Raw genomic sequence first — 14,749 nt, forward strand, 5'->3', positions numbered from 1 at the left:
GAAAATGTCAAGAGATCTTAAATATACAAGAAACATTGGTATTGCCGCTCACATTGATGCCGGTAAAACCACTACTACTGAGCGTATCCTTTACTATGCTGGTGTAAGCCACAAAATTGGTGAGGTACACGAAGGTGCAGCTACCATGGACTGGATGGCACAGGAGCAGGAGCGTGGTATTACCATCACTTCGGCTGCTACTACCGTATTCTGGAACTATCGTGGTGATAAATATCAGGTAAACGTAATCGATACCCCAGGACACGTGGACTTTACCGTAGAGGTAAACCGTTCACTGCGTGTACTGGACGGTTTAGTGTTCCTGTTCTCGGCAGTTGACGGTGTTGAGCCTCAGTCAGAAACTAACTGGCGTTTGGCTAACAACTACAACGTACCACGTATCGGTTTCGTTAACAAAATGGACCGTTCAGGTGCTGATTTCCTGAAAGTTGTTAAGCAAGTACGTGATATGTTGGGTAGCCACGCGGTGCCTCTGCAAATCCCTATCGGTGCTGAAGACAACTTTAAAGGTGTGGTTGACTTAATCAACTTCCGTGGTGTGGTTTGGAATGAGCATGATAAAGGTATGACCTTTACCGAAGTGCCAATCCCTGACGACCTGATTGACGAAGCTACTGAGTGGAGAGAAAAATTACTGGAAGCTGTTGCTGAGTATGACGATACGTTAATGGAGAAATTCTTTGACGATCCGACTACCATCACTGAGCGCGAAGTGTTGGACGCTTTACGCCAAGCTACTTTAGCTGGTAAAATCGTTCCGATGACTTGTGGTTCATCTTTCAAAAATAAAGGTGTACAAACCATGCTGGATTACGTGATGGAATTACTTCCTTCACCAATTGATTCAAAAGGTGTAGTTGGTACCAACCCTAACACTGGCGAAGAAATTTTAGTTAAACCAGACGTAAAAGAGCCGTTTGCTGCTTTAGCGTTTAAAATTGCAACCGACCCGTTTGTAGGCCGTTTGTGCTTTATCCGCGTTTACTCAGGTAACCTGGAAGCTGGTTCGTATGTGCATAACATGCGTTCAGATAACAAAGAGCGTATTTCACGTATCTTCCAAATGCACGCTAACAAGCAAAACCCTATCCCTAACGTAGGTGCAGGTGATATTGCTGCGGTAGTAGGCTTTAAAGATATCAAAACAGGTGATACCCTTTGCGACGAAAAGAACCCTATCGTTCTGGAGTCAATGGTATTCCCTGAGCCGGTTATCGGTTTAGCTATTGAGCCTAAAACTCAGGCCGACGTTGATAAACTGGGTATGGCTTTAGGTAAATTAGCTGAAGAGGATCCAACTTTCCGTGTAAACTCTGACGAAGAAACTGGTCAAACCGTTATTTCTGGTATGGGCGAGTTACACCTTGACATCATCATGGACCGCTTAAAACGTGAGTTTAAAGTGGAAGTAAACCAAGGTGCTCCTCAGGTGGCTTATAAAGAGGCTATCACAGGTCAGGCGCAACACCGTGAAACTTATAAGAAACAAACCGGTGGTCGTGGTAAATTCGCTGATATTCAAATCATCGTTTCTCCTGCCGACGAAGGTAAAGAAGGTTTACAGTTTGTGAACGAAATCACTGGTGGTGCTATCCCTCGTGAGTTCATTCCATCTGTTGAAAAAGGCTTTGCTGCTGCTATGGCAAATGGTGTATTAGCCGGCTATCCTTTAACCAGCTTAAAAGTACGTTTGATTGATGGTTCATTCCACGCAGTCGATTCTGATGCATTATCTTTCGAGATTGCAGCACGTTCGGCTTACCGCGAGGCATTACCGAAATGTCGTCCTGTACTGTTAGAGCCAATCATGAAAATCGAAATCTTAACCCCTGAAGAAAACATGGGTGATGTAATCGGTGACATGAACCGTCGTCGTGGCCAGCTGCAAGGTATGGACAGCCGTAACGGTGCTCAGGTAATTAAAGCGATGGTTCCACTTTCTGAAATGTTTGGTTACGTAACACAGTTACGTACTATCACATCAGGTCGTGCAACATCAACCATGGAGTTTGACCATTATGAAGAAGCACCACGTAACGTACAAGAAGAAGTGGTTGCCAAATCAAAAGGTAAATCAAAAGGCGCTATTGCTTAATTAAATGCAATTAAACAGATGTGTTGATTTTATATCAGCACATCTGTAAATAAATAACCGCCATGCTGTAATAAATAGCTCTTACACATGGTTTAAACAAACAACAAAATGAGCCAAAGAATCAGAATCAAATTAAAATCTTACGATTATAACTTGGTTGATAAATCAGCTGAGAAAATCGTAAAAACTGTAAAGCCAACCGGCGCTGTAGTAAGCGGTCCGCTTCCTTTACCTACTGAAAAGAAAACTTTTACTGTATTACGTTCACCACACGTAAACAAAAAAGCGCGTGAGCAATTCCAACTGTGCAGCTACAAACGCCTGCTGGATATTTACAGCTCTAACTCTAAAACAGTAGACGCTTTAATGAAACTTGAATTACCTAGCGGTGTTGAAGTTGAAATCAAAGTGTGAGTTTTTGATTTTATAATGATACTTCAAACAAAGGCTGCCTTGCAAAAGGCAGCCTTTGTTGTTTTTAGCCTGTTCGGTACTGAACGTGCATTTGTATCGCAAGCGAACACCTTCTGTTACCTGGGGTGGTCTTAATATTCAGGTAATCAGTTGTTTATGCTACAGGCATCGTTTTGGTATCTTTCCTTGTAAACAGTATAATCGTATATTACTAACCGTTATCACTTATGCTTAAAAATTACATTACCATAGCCTGGCGCAGTCTGCTTAAAAATAAAGTTTACTCATCAATTAATATCTGGGGCTTAGCATTAGGTATGGCCGTATCCATGCTAATTGGATTGTGGATTTATGATGAAATGTCGTATGATACCTATCATCAAAATTACAAGACCATAATGCAGGTAATGAATACACAGACCTTTAATGGTCATGTGAGCACAAGCGAATCAGTATCCATACCCTTAGCTAAAGAACTTAAAACGAAGTTTCCTCAGGACTTTAAACGTTTGGCTTTAGCATCATGGGATGAAACTTATGTACTCAAAACTGGTGATAAAAGCATGTCGGGTAAAGGTATGTGGGTTCAGGCTGATTTGCCGGAGATGCTGACTTTAAAAATGGTTAAAGGGAGCCGTAATGCACTGGCCGATCCTTCATCGGCTATTATCAACCAATCACTTGCCAAGGCCCTGTTTGGTAATATGGATCCGATGTCTAAAACGGTACGGATTAATGACATGGAGGATGTAAAAATTGCTGGTGTATATGAAGATATGCCTTATAATACCAAATTTAATGAAGTGCAAATTTTCATGCCCTGGGGTAAGTATGCTAAAATGGATTGGATAAAGAATTCTCAAGATAATTGGGGAAATCATAGTTGGCAGTTATTTGCTCAGGTGCATGAAAATGCTGATCTGAAAAAGATCAATGCCGAAATCAAGGATTTGGAGAAAGTACATTTTAAAGAAGGAAATGCCGAGATGCAATTGCATCCTATGCCCCGCTGGCACTTATATAGCGAGTTTGTAAACGGTAAATCGGTTGGTGGTCGTATCCAGTTTGTGTGGCTGTTTGGCATTATCGGGATTTTTGTGCTGTTACTTGCCTGTATCAACTTCATGAACCTAAGTACCGCACGTAGTGAGAAAAGAGCAAAGGAGGTAGGTATACGTAAAGCAATAGGCTCTATGCGTAAACAAGTGATAGCTCAGTTCTTAAGCGAATCATTAGTGATGGCTTTACTGGCATTTGTGCTATGTGTTATTTTAGTACTGATTTGCCTGCCTTTGTTTAATAGTCTATCAGACAAACGTATTCAACTCCCATGGGGAAGCCCTGTGTTTTGGATAGTGTCGTTGTTCTTTACCATGCTTACGGGTATCATATCGGGTAGTTATCCGGCATTTTACTTATCCAGCTTCAATCCGGTCAAAGTTTTAAAGGGCACATTTAAAGCCGGGCGATATGCCACCCTGCCACGCAAAGTGCTGGTTGTGATCCAGTTTACTGTTTCGGTAACATTGATTATAGGCACCATCATCGTTTTCAAGCAAATACAGCATGCCAAGAACAGGCCGGTGGGTTACAGTCGCGACGGATTAATTATGGTGGAAATGAATACGCCCGCCTTACGGGGGCATTACGATGCTATACGGGGAGATCTGCTTAGAACAGGCGCCGTGGCTAATATGGCTCAGTCATCCAGTCCGTCAACATCCGTGAATAGTAATCAGATTGGTTTTGAGTGGGAAGGTATGGAACCTAACAGCAGTCCACTGTTGGGAACAATCGCTGTTACGCCAGATTTTGGAAATACCATCAACTGGCAAATTAAACAGGGGCGCGACTTTTCGCGCAGTTTCTCTACGGACACATCTGCGGCCATTATTAACGAAGCTTCAGCAAAAATGATTGGCTTTAAAAATCCCATAGGGAAAATAATTAAGTTTAATGGCAAGCCACTTACCATTGTGGGCGTTATAAAAGATATGGTAATGGATTCGCCTTATATACCGGTACAGCCAACTATTTTTATGGTTAGTTACGAGTGGTCAAATGTGATTACGATCAGACTGAAACCCGATATGCCGGTACGAGATGCGTTAGCCCGGATTGAACCGGCGTTTAAGAAGTTTAACCCGGATAGCCCTTTTGATTATAAGTTTGTGGATGATGACTATGCGAAGAAGTTCGCTAACGAAGAACGTATAGGCAACCTGGCCACCTTCTTCGCCATATTAGCCATATTTATATCTTGTTTGGGTTTATTTGGTTTGGCCTCGTTTGTGGCCGAGCAGCGTGTGAAAGAAATTGGCGTACGCAAGGTGCTCGGTGCATCAGTATATAACTTATGGCGCATGCTGTCTACTGATTTTATAACGCTGGTGCTTATATCCTGCTTTATTGCCATACCCATTGCATGGTATAGCTTAAACCAGTGGTTACAGCGGTATGAATACCGTACAGATACATCGTGGTGGATATTTGCAGCAGCTGTTGCCGGAGCCTTATTGATCACATTGCTAACTGTAAGCTTTCAGGCTATCAAAGCAGCAGTTACCAATCCGGTAAAAAGCCTCAGAGCAGAGTAGGACACCTACTAACAGAAAGGGCAGATACTATTTAAAGATCTGCCCTTTCTGTTTTATTGTATTTTAAGCTATCCTCTACCTAATAACTCATCCAGTTTATTCCGCTCAGTTTGTAATTCGCGGGCGAGCTTTTTCTCTTTCTCATTGGCTTTGATCTTGTAAGATTTATACTCCTCATCAAGTTCATCATAAAGCTTGGTACGGTAGCGGGCCTCGCGGCGGGCGCTGGCCGATTGTATGATAACTACAGTTGCAACTATACCAAATACAATAACCAAGCCCCACATAATCATGTTGTAGGTTGATTTTGATACGTCTACTCCCAGTAAGCTGATGGCATCAGCCTTTGAATTAGATTCGTTCAGGCTTTGTTCCTTAGCACTTACGTCCGATTGCAGGTTTTCAACCGCTTTGCCCTGTGCTGATAGCTTTTGCTGCGCCTCCTTAAGCTTTCGGCGCTCGGTACGCAAGGAATCCATTAAGTTTTTATAAAAGGCAGATAGTTGCGGACGCTGATAGTTATATACCTTAGTTAGCAGATATTGATATTGTCCATTCAGGCTTTTATCGGTATTAACAACAGCGGGTTGTGTACCATAAGGCGTTCTGGCAGTTGGCTGATAAGTGGCTGCAGGTTTTGCTGCAGCAGCCGGTTTTTGCCAGCCCGATGGCTTAGGCGTGGCGGGTTTACGGCTGGCTCTTGCTGTATCTTGAGTATAGGCGGTTAGGCTTATTAAGGATAATACAACAGCCATTAAGGTATTCACAAAGCCGGACTTGTTCATAGGTTGATTGCTCAATTTCATTCAATGTAAATTAAGTAAGTTTGAAATTGTTTAGAATGCCGCTACGTATTTTACTGCGGATGCTTTGCAGCTTCTAAAAAAACGAAAATAGCATATCCGTCTTAAATTTACCAATCATAATTATATTAGCGGCATGAACATCGGAATTATAGGGCTGGGAGACATGGGAAAGGTTTATGCAAAAGCATTTGCTAAAGCCGGATACCGGGTATGTGGTTGTGACCTGCCGCAAAACCGCGAGGCGTTGGAGGAAGAACTGTCGTCTCTGAATATAACCTTAATGGATGATGGTAAACAAGTGTCGCGTATATCTGATCTTATTATTTATTCGGTTGAAGCTGAGCATATGGCCAAAGTAGTGGCAGAGTGTAGCGAATCAACCAAATATGGTGCTATAGTAGCCGGCCAAACGTCGGTTAAAAGCCCTGAGATAGCTATCTTTGAAAACTATCTGCCTTCCGATGCGCAGATCATTACCTTCCATGCTATGCATGGCGGCGCTTTTGAGCCGGCAGGGCAAAAGTTAATTCTAATTCGCCACCGGGCCGATGATGCAGCCTACCAGCGCATGCTTAGTTTGTTTATTGCCATCGGTACGGATATCGTTGAGCTGGCCGACTATCATGAACATGATCGGATAGCTGCCGATACACAGGCCGTAACGCACGTAGGATTTGAAAGCATGGGTACCGCCTGGGCCTCTGCCGGCTTCTTCCCCTGGGAAAATGCTTCCTACCTGGGAGGGATTGATAATGTTAAGATCCTGATAACCCTCCGTATATTCAGTTACAAGGCACACGTATATGCCGGCCTAGCTATATTGAATCCCTATGCCCGGCAGCATGTAAAACGTTATGCTCAATCCGAATCTGAGCTGTTCAAGCTGATGATCCGGGAAGATGAAGATACGTTCCGTAAAAGGCTATATGCCGCACGAGACTTTGTTTTTCATGAAAGCCGCGCACCTATAATGCTTAATGACGCCATTATGGATGAATTTACCTTTCATGGCGAAGTAAATGAGCGTAAACCCAATTCGCACTTAAGTATATTAAGTATGGTTGATGCCTGGCACCATCTGGGCGTAAACCCTTATGATAATCTGATTGGCCAAACGCCGCCTTTTCGCCTGCGTTTAGGCATAGCCGAATACTTATTCAAGAATGAAGATCTGCTGGAAGAATCTATCCAAACCGCACTTTACGACAAATCTATACGGGGCGACGATCTGGAGTTTCACTCGGCTGTACGCGAATGGGCATCAATTATTAATTACGGCGATATAGAGGGGTATAAAAAGCATTTCAATCAGGTGCAGAATTTTTTCCAGGGGCGATTGCAGGATGGGCAGAAGCAGAGTGCAGATCTGATCAGGAGGCTAATGTAGCCGTGCAAAACGCCAAAAATACATCAAAGTTTTTAACCCTATGTAACAAATAAGCACCTCTATCCTAAAGTGGGCTGTTTGGTGCCAAAATTTCTGACGCTTTTTGACTGAGAATCAGACTAAAAAACTACAAAAAATTATTTTGTAACTGTTTGATAGTTAATTAAAATTCTCTATCTTTGCCGTCCCTTTCGGGGGCAACTATGCCTTGAACGAAGCCCTACTGCTTCGATGGGCAAAACAAAAAAACAAAAAAATGTCAGGAATTATTGGTAAAAAAGTAGGAATGACCAGCATTTTCGATGAGGCAGGAAAGAATATTCCTTGTACAGTAATCGAAGCTGGGCCTTGTGTAGTTACACAAGTGAAGTCTGTTGAAGCAGACGGGTATGCAGCTGTTCAGCTGGCATATGATGAGCAAAAAGAAAAAAACACCCCTGCTCCTTTAAAAGGCCACTTCCAAAAAGCAAACACTACGCCTAAACGCAAAGTGGTTGAATTCAAAACCTTCGTAGACGAAAAAACTCTTGGTGACACTGTTACTGTTGAGATTTTTGCTGCCGGAGATTTTGTGGATGTGGTAGGTACCTCAAAAGGTAAAGGTTTTCAGGGTGTTGTAAAACGTCACGGTTTCGGTGGTGTGGGTATGCAAACTCACGGTCAGCATAACCGTTTGCGTGCGCCAGGTTCACTGGGTGCTTCATCATGGCCTTCACGCGTATTTAAAGGTATGCGTATGGCCGGTCAAACTGGTAATGTTCGTGTTAAAGTACAAAACCTTGAAGTGGTTAAAGTATTTGCTGAGCAAAACCTGCTGGTAGTTAAAGGTTCTATCCCAGGAGCTAAAGGTTCATTCGTAATCGTAGACAAATAAGATGGAAGTTAATGTATTAAATGTATCAGGTAAAGAAACAGGTGCCAAGGTGCAGCTTCCTGATTCGGTTTTCGGTGTCGAACCTAACGATCATGCTATCTATCTTGATGTTAAGCAATTTTTAGCTAACCAACGTCAAGGTACACACAAAGCAAAACAACGTAACGAAATTGCAGGTTCAACCCGCAAATTACATAAACAAAAAGGTACTGGTGGTGCCCGTGCAGGTAGCATCAAATCTCCTTTGTTTAACGGTGGTGGCCGTGTATTCGGTCCGCAACCTCGCGACTATAGCTTTAAGCTGAACAAAAAGCTTAAACAACTGGCTCGTAAATCAGCACTGACCTATAAAGCTCAGGATAACAGCATCGTAGTTTTAGAAGATTTTAACTTTGATTCAGTTAAAACTAAAAACTACGTACAACTGGTAGCCGACTTGAATTTCACTAACGAAAAAACATTGCTGGTACTGCCTGCTGCTAATAACAATATTTATTTATCAAGCAGAAACCTGAAAAAAGCAAAAGTTATCACTGCTGATCAGTTAAGCACTTATGATGTGTTAAACGCTGGCAAGCTGTTATTAACTACTGGTTCTGTTAAAACTCTGGAGGAAGCGTTCGCTAAGTAATTATGGAGATATTAAAAAAACCTTTACTTACTGAAAAAGTATCTCTGCTAACAGAGAAACTTAATCGTTATGCTTTTAAAGTTGATCCCAGAGCTAACAAAATTCAGATCAAGGGAGCAATTGAAGCAATGTATGGTGTGAATGTGAAAGCAGTAAACACTATGAAATATTCTGGCAAGCTGAAAAGCCGCTACACTAAAGCAGGTACCGTAACTGGTCGTCCAGCTGCTTTCAAAAAAGCGATTATAACTTTACAGGATGGTGAAACAATAGATTTTTATAGCACTATATAAAAAGAGAAATGGCAGTTAAAAGATTTAAACCGGTTACCCCGGGTACCCGCTTCAGAGTGGGCGCCGATTACTCTGATGTTACAACCAACGTTCCTGAAAAATCATTGGTAGTATCACACAAAAAATCAGGTGGTCGTAACAACACCGGTAAAATGACCATGCGTTACATCGGTGGGGGACATAAGAAATCATACCGATTGATCGACTTTAAACGTGACAAGTTTGACATCCCCGCAACAGTTGCGACTATTGAGTACGATCCAAACCGTTCAGCGCGTATCGCCCTGTTACATTATGCAGATGGCGAAAAGCGCTACATGATCGCTCCAGAAGGCTTGACCGTAGGTCAGGTAGTTCTTTCAGGCGCAGGTTCACCTCCTGAAGTAGGTAATACCTTGCCTTTAAAGAACATTCCTTTAGGTTCTATCATTCATAACATTGAGTTAAATCCTGGCCAGGGTGGTACTATCGCCCGTTCAGCAGGTACTTACGCACAGCTGTCAGCTCGTGATGGTAAATACGCCATCATCAAATTGCCTTCAGGTGAAACACGTATGATCTTGTCAACCTGTTTAGCTACTATCGGTACTGTATCAAATGCTGAGAAAGCTAACGAAGTGTTGGGTAAAGCTGGTCGTAAACGTTGGATTGGCCGTCGTCCAAGAGTACGTGGTGTTGCTATGAACCCTGTCGATCACCCAATGGGTGGTGGTGAAGGCCGTTCATCAGGTGGTCACCCACGTTCACGCAAAGGTTTATTAGCTAAAGGCTACAAAACCCGCGACAAGAAGAAAACATCGGATCGTTACATCATTGAAAGAAGGAAGAAATAATGGCTCGTTCAATTAAAAAAGGACCTTATATTGATCATAACCTGGAGCGTAAAGTTCTGGTGTTAAATGAAACCAGTAAAAAGTCAGTTGTAAAGACATGGTCACGCCGTTCCATGATTTCTCCTGACTTCGTTGGTCATACATTCGCAGTACACAACGGTAACAAATTTATCCCTGTGTACGTAACAGAAAACATGGTTGGTCACAAGCTGGGAGAGTTTGCTCCAACCCGTACATTCCGTGGTCACGCAGAAAAGAAAAAATAATAGGCAATGGAAGCAACAACAAAAATTAAAAAGTCTGTTTTAATCAGACAACGCAAAGAGCAGGAGAAAGCTCAGCAAGGAGGAGCTTCTGTTGCCAAATTACAGAACTGTCCAACTTCGCCGCGTAAAATGCGCTTAGTGGTAGATCTGATTCGCGGTGAGCAGGTAGAAAAAGCACTGTATATCTTAAAATATACCAACAAAGAAGCGGCTATCCGTGTCGAAAAATTATTGCTGTCAGCTATCAAAAACTGGGAAGCAAAAAATGAAGGCAAACGCGTTGAAGATAGCGCTTTATATGTAAAAGAAGTTTCAGTTGGTGGTGGCCGTCAGTTAAAAAGACTGCGTCCGGCTCCTCAGGGCCGCGGATACCGTATCCGTAAACGCTCTAACCACGTTACTTTAATTGTGGATAGTAAAACCGAAATCAACTAATTAAAATGGGACAGAAAGCACATCCAATAGGTAACCGTTTAGGAATCATCAGAGGTTGGGATTCTAACTGGTTCGGTGGCAACAACTACTCCGATAAATTAGTTGAGGACGAAAAAATCCGCAAATATCTTTCAGTTCGTATCGCTAAAGGTGGCGTATCTAAAGTAGTTATTGAACGTACTTTAAAACGTATCACTGTTACTATCCACACCGCCCGCCCGGGTATCGTTATCGGTAAAGGTGGTCAGGAAGTTGACAAGATTAAAGAAGAGTTAAAGAAACTAACTAAAAAAGATGTTCAAATCAACATCTTCGAGATCAAACGTCCAGAACTGGATGCTCAGTTAGTTGCCGAAGGTATTGCAAAACAACTGGAAGCCCGTATCTCTTTCCGTCGTGCAATGAAAACTACTATTGCATCAACCATGAGAATGGGTGCTGAAGGTATCAAGGTAATGACATCTGGCCGTTTAGGCGGTGCTGAGATGGCACGTACCGAGCAATACAAAGAAGGTAGAATTCCACTGCACACACTGCGTGCTGACATCGATTACGCTTTAGCTGAAGCTTTAACCACTTATGGTAAAATCGGTGTAAAAGTTTGGATCTGTAAAGGTGAAGTTTACGGTAAACGTGATCTTTCTCCAAACATCGGTTCAACCAGCAACCCAAGCGGTAGAGGCGGTCGTCCGGAAGGCGCTGCTGCATACGGCAACGAGCGTGGTGGTAATGACCGCAGAGGTGGTGATCGTCGTCAAGGCGGTGGTGACCGCAGAGGTGGTAACAACAACAACCAACGTGGTGGCCAAGGTGGTGGTAACCGTCCAGGTGGCCAAAACCGTCCAGGTGGTGGCAATCGCCCAGGTGGTAACCGTCCAGGCGGCAACAGATAATTAATCAAAGTCGAGACAGACATCGTTTAGATATAAAAAGCTAATAAAATGCTACAGCCAAAAAGAACGAAGTTCAGAAAGATGCAAAAAGGCAGGATGAAAGGAGTAGCTTCTCGCGGAGCTGAGCTTTCATTCGGATCTTTCGGTATAAAATCACTCGAGCCGGCTTGGATCACCAGCCGTCAAATCGAGGCCGCCCGTATCGCTGTAACACGTTTCATGAAACGTGAAGGTCAGGTATGGATCAGAATTTTCCCTGACAAACCTGTAACCAAAAAGCCTGCAGAGGTACGTATGGGTAAAGGTAAAGGTGCTCCTGAATATTGGGTAGCCGTTGTGCGCCCCGGAAGGATTATCTTCGAAGCAGAAGGTGTGCCATTAGAAATTGCTAAAGAAGCACTTCGCCTGGCCGCTCAGAAACTGCCGGTACAAACCAAATTTGTTGTACGTAGAGATTACGTAGAAGCATAAAAATTTTCAGGTTGCAGGTTCAGTGTAAGAGCTTGCAACCTGTAACCTGAAAACAAAGTTAAATAACAGAAAGAAGCGTGATGTAAGGCTCCAACTTACCTCTCACCATTCAAAATTGAAACAAAAATGAAAAGCTCAGAAATATCAGCGCTGTCAACTGAAGAGTTGGTTGCAAGAATTAACGAGGAAAAAACCAATCTTACTAAACTGAAATTTGCTCACGCGGTTTCAGCGATTGAGAACCCTATCCGTATTACAAATGTACGCAGGGAGGTTGCTCGCTTAAGTACTGAATTAACCAAGCGCAAAGCGGCGTCAGCTTCTGAACAGCAATAATTAAAGCGTCGAAACAATGGAAAGAAATTTAAGAAAAACACGTACCGGTCTGGTAGTTAGCAATAAGATGGATAAATCTATTGTTGTTGCAGTAGAGCGGAAGGTGAAACACCCGATCTATGGTAAGTTCGTAAACAAAACTGCCAAGTTCATGGCTCATGACGAGACTAACACATGTGGTATTGGTGATACCGTACTGATCATGGAAACTCGTCCGCTGAGTAAAAATAAAAATTGGAGATTAGTTCAAATTCTAGAGAGGGCTAAATAAGATGGTACAACAGGAATCAAGATTGAATGTAGCTGATAACAGCGGCGCTAAAGAAGTGTTGGTTATCCGCGTTTTAGGCGGTACAGCTAAACGCTATGCCTCTGTTGGCGATAAGATTGTAGTTACTGTAAAAAGCGCTATCCCATCAGGTAACGTAAAAAAAGGTACTGTATCTAAAGCCGTAGTAGTAAGAACCAAAAAAGAGGTACGCCGCAAAGATGGTTCTTATATCCGTTTCGACGATAACGCAGCTGTTTTGTTAAATAACCAGGATGAGCCTCGTGGTACACGTATCTTCGGTCCGGTAGCAAGAGAGTTACGCGAAAAACAATTCATGAAAATTGTATCATTAGCACCGGAGGTATTGTAACATGGAAAACAAGAAATTTAAATTAAAGATCCGTAAAGGTGACCTGGTTAAAGTTATCGCCGGCGACTCTAAAGGTCAGCAAGGTAAAGTAACTGAAATTCTGGTTGAGAAAAACCGTGCGGTAGTTGAAGGTATCAACATGATATCTAAACACACTAAACCAAACGCAGCTAACCCTAACGGTGGTATTGTAAAAAAAGAAGCTCCTATTCATATTTCTAACCTGGCGTTGGTTGATCCTAAAACAGGTGCAGCTACCCGCGTTGGCCGTAAGAAAAATGATGCTGGTAAATTAGTTAGAGTTGCAAAAAAATCAGGGGAGGAAATTAAGTAATGGCATACGTTCCAAGATTAAAATCTAAATACAAAGACGAGATCCGCACTGCACTGAAAGATAAGTTTCAGTACAAAAGCGTAATGCAAGTTCCTAAGCTGGAAAAAATTGCTATCAACCAAGGTGTTGGCGCTGCCACTACCGATAAGAAGTTAATCGATACTACTATTTCTGAATTAACTACTATCACTGGTCAAAAAGCAGTTTCTTCAAAATCTAAAAAGGATATCTCTAACTTCAAATTGCGTAAAGGTATGCCGGTAGGTGTACGTGTAACTTTACGTGATAACAATATGTACGAGTTCTTAGATCGTTTGATCGCTGTTGCCCTGCCACGTATCCGTGACTTCAAAGGTATCAACGACAAAGGTTTTGACGGTAAAGGCAACTATACCTTAGGTATCACCGAGCAAATCATTTTCCCGGAGATTAATATTGACAAAATCAATAAAATCCAAGGTATGGATATTACCTTTGTAACTTCGGCAACCAATGACGTTGAAGCTCTGGAATTGCTGAAACAATTCGGTTTACCATTTAAGAATCAAAATCAAAATAATCAATAATGGCTAAAGAAGGTGTAAAAGCACGTGAACGTAAACGTGCTCAGTTAGTAGCTAGATATGCTGAAAAAAGAGCAGCCCTTAAAGCCGCTGGTGATTGGGTAGCTTTAGATCAATTACCTAAAGCATCATCACCTGTTAAATTGCACAATCGTTGCAAGCTTACTGGCCGCCCACGCGGATATATGCGTCAGTTCGGTATTTCACGTGTTACATTCCGTGAAATGGCACTGGCCGGTAAAATCCCTGGAGTAAAAAAAGCAAGCTGGTAATATTCAGCATTACAGGTATATAATTGCCGGTTGCAGGTTGAGAATTAATTTCTTACCTTTGCGGCCGGCAATTTGCAAATTATACCTGCAATAGCCCAAACAGAATTTTTAACCGATGGAAGGTCGTCGCTGTGAAGTGAAGGAAACCACCATCACATTTTAACAATAATGAATACAGATCCAATCGCAGATTATCTTACCAGAGTAAGGAATGCTATTAAAGCCAACCATAGGGTTGTTGAAATTCCTGCATCAAATCTGAAAAAGGAAATCACTAAAGTGCTTTTCGACAAAGGTTACATCGCTAACTTCAAATTTGAAGACAATGGTCCTCAAGGAACTATCAAAGTTGCTTTGAAATACCATCCAGTAACCAAAATTCCTGCAATCCGCACGTTAACCCGTGTTAGCAAACCAGGTTTGAGAAAATATGCAGGCATGGACACTATGCCAAGAGTATTAAATGGTTTGGGTATCGCTATCCTGTCAACTTCAAAAGGAGTAATGACTGATAAAGAGGCCCGTCAGCAAAACATCGGTGGCGAGGTATTATGCTTCGTTTATTAATTGCAAGTAGAAATTAGAAA

20 protein-coding genes are annotated in these 14,749 nt (G+C 42.4%); 19 read left to right on the forward strand and 1 reads right to left on the reverse strand.

Annotated elements, in window-relative coordinates; all coding sequences use genetic code 11:
* The first annotated feature begins 4 nt into the window (after window positions 1–4).
* The 3 genes from fusA (at window position 5) to KHS38_RS18060 (ending at window position 5,127) form a co-directional block, all read left to right on the forward strand.
* Window positions 5–2,116, forward strand: coding sequence for an elongation factor G (fusA, locus tag KHS38_RS18050; protein ID WP_213489964.1), 2,112 nt, complete (start codon window positions 5–7; stop codon window positions 2,114–2,116).
* A 108-nt stretch (window positions 2,117–2,224) separates the two neighbouring features.
* Window positions 2,225–2,530 carry a 30S ribosomal protein S10 gene (rpsJ, locus tag KHS38_RS18055; protein ID WP_158825059.1) on the forward strand — a complete coding sequence of 102 codons (306 nt, stop codon included), beginning with the start codon at window positions 2,225–2,227 and terminating at the stop codon, window positions 2,528–2,530.
* A 227-nt stretch (window positions 2,531–2,757) separates the two neighbouring features.
* Window positions 2,758–5,127 carry an ABC transporter permease gene (locus KHS38_RS18060; RefSeq protein ID WP_213489965.1) on the forward strand — a complete coding sequence of 790 codons (2,370 nt, stop codon included), beginning with the start codon at window positions 2,758–2,760 and terminating at the stop codon, window positions 5,125–5,127.
* A 68-nt stretch (window positions 5,128–5,195) separates the two neighbouring features.
* On the opposite strand, the gene KHS38_RS18065 is transcribed toward KHS38_RS18060, so the two are convergent.
* Window positions 5,196–5,912 (reverse strand): hypothetical protein, encoded by a 717-nt coding sequence (locus tag KHS38_RS18065; RefSeq protein WP_213489966.1) that lies wholly within the window; start codon window positions 5,910–5,912, stop codon window positions 5,196–5,198.
* A 154-nt stretch (window positions 5,913–6,066) separates the two neighbouring features.
* On the opposite strand from KHS38_RS18065, the gene KHS38_RS18070 reads away from it, so the two are divergent.
* From KHS38_RS18070 to rpsH, 16 genes are all read left to right on the forward strand, one after another.
* Window positions 6,067–7,320 carry a prephenate dehydrogenase gene (locus tag KHS38_RS18070; protein WP_213489967.1) on the forward strand — a complete coding sequence of 418 codons (1,254 nt, stop codon included), beginning with the start codon at window positions 6,067–6,069 and terminating at the stop codon, window positions 7,318–7,320.
* A 256-nt stretch (window positions 7,321–7,576) separates the two neighbouring features.
* A complete protein-coding gene (gene rplC, locus KHS38_RS18075) occupies window positions 7,577–8,194 on the forward strand; it encodes a 50S ribosomal protein L3 (RefSeq protein WP_213490110.1) in 618 nt (205 codons plus the stop codon).
* Window position 8,195: 1 nt separating this feature from the next.
* Window positions 8,196–8,825 (forward strand): 50S ribosomal protein L4, encoded by a 630-nt coding sequence (gene rplD / locus KHS38_RS18080; protein ID WP_213489968.1) that lies wholly within the window; start codon window positions 8,196–8,198, stop codon window positions 8,823–8,825.
* A 2-nt stretch (window positions 8,826–8,827) separates the two neighbouring features.
* Entirely contained in the window at window positions 8,828–9,118 is a 291-nt protein-coding gene (rplW, locus tag KHS38_RS18085) for a 50S ribosomal protein L23 (RefSeq protein WP_213489969.1), read from the forward strand.
* A gap of 8 nt (window positions 9,119–9,126) precedes the next feature.
* Entirely contained in the window at window positions 9,127–9,951 is an 825-nt protein-coding gene (gene rplB, locus KHS38_RS18090; RefSeq protein WP_213489970.1) for a 50S ribosomal protein L2, read from the forward strand.
* Window positions 9,951–10,217, forward strand: a complete 267-nt coding sequence (gene rpsS / locus KHS38_RS18095) for a 30S ribosomal protein S19 (RefSeq protein WP_213489971.1) — start codon at window positions 9,951–9,953, stop codon at window positions 10,215–10,217. Before rplB ends, rpsS begins: the two co-directional genes overlap by 1 nt.
* Before the next feature lie 6 nt (window positions 10,218–10,223).
* Entirely contained in the window at window positions 10,224–10,652 is a 429-nt protein-coding gene (gene rplV / locus KHS38_RS18100; protein WP_158825051.1) for a 50S ribosomal protein L22, read from the forward strand.
* Between the two features lie 5 nt (window positions 10,653–10,657).
* Window positions 10,658–11,545: a 30S ribosomal protein S3 gene (gene rpsC, locus KHS38_RS18105; protein WP_213489972.1), complete on the forward strand. Its 888-nt coding sequence runs from the start codon at window positions 10,658–10,660 to the stop codon at window positions 11,543–11,545.
* A gap of 48 nt (window positions 11,546–11,593) precedes the next feature.
* Entirely contained in the window at window positions 11,594–12,016 is a 423-nt protein-coding gene (gene rplP, locus KHS38_RS18110) for a 50S ribosomal protein L16 (RefSeq protein WP_213489973.1), read from the forward strand.
* Window positions 12,017–12,142: 126 nt separating this feature from the next.
* A complete protein-coding gene (gene rpmC / locus KHS38_RS18115; RefSeq protein ID WP_213489974.1) occupies window positions 12,143–12,352 on the forward strand; it encodes a 50S ribosomal protein L29 in 210 nt (69 codons plus the stop codon).
* 16 nt (window positions 12,353–12,368) lie between these two features.
* Window positions 12,369–12,623: a 30S ribosomal protein S17 gene (gene rpsQ / locus KHS38_RS18120; RefSeq protein ID WP_213489975.1), complete on the forward strand. Its 255-nt coding sequence runs from the start codon at window positions 12,369–12,371 to the stop codon at window positions 12,621–12,623.
* Window position 12,624: 1 nt separating this feature from the next.
* Complete coding sequence (gene rplN / locus KHS38_RS18125; RefSeq protein WP_158825046.1) at window positions 12,625–12,993, forward strand: 50S ribosomal protein L14; 369 nt, start codon at window positions 12,625–12,627, stop codon at window positions 12,991–12,993.
* Window position 12,994: 1 nt separating this feature from the next.
* Window positions 12,995–13,327 carry a 50S ribosomal protein L24 gene (gene rplX, locus KHS38_RS18130; RefSeq protein ID WP_213489976.1) on the forward strand — a complete coding sequence of 111 codons (333 nt, stop codon included), beginning with the start codon at window positions 12,995–12,997 and terminating at the stop codon, window positions 13,325–13,327.
* Complete coding sequence (rplE, locus tag KHS38_RS18135; protein WP_213489977.1) at window positions 13,327–13,893, forward strand: 50S ribosomal protein L5; 567 nt, start codon at window positions 13,327–13,329, stop codon at window positions 13,891–13,893. The genes rplX and rplE overlap by 1 nt, the downstream gene beginning before the upstream one ends.
* Complete coding sequence (gene rpsN / locus KHS38_RS18140) at window positions 13,893–14,162, forward strand: 30S ribosomal protein S14 (protein ID WP_213489978.1); 270 nt, start codon at window positions 13,893–13,895, stop codon at window positions 14,160–14,162. The genes rplE and rpsN overlap by 1 nt, the downstream gene beginning before the upstream one ends.
* Window positions 14,163–14,330: 168 nt before the next feature.
* Window positions 14,331–14,729, forward strand: a complete 399-nt coding sequence (gene rpsH, locus KHS38_RS18145) for a 30S ribosomal protein S8 (RefSeq protein ID WP_213489979.1) — start codon at window positions 14,331–14,333, stop codon at window positions 14,727–14,729.
* Window positions 14,730–14,749 lie beyond the last annotated feature (20 nt).

Source organism: Mucilaginibacter sp. Bleaf8, assembly GCF_018390515.1.
In the GTDB taxonomy this organism is placed as follows: Bacteria; Bacteroidota; Bacteroidia; order Sphingobacteriales; family Sphingobacteriaceae; genus Mucilaginibacter.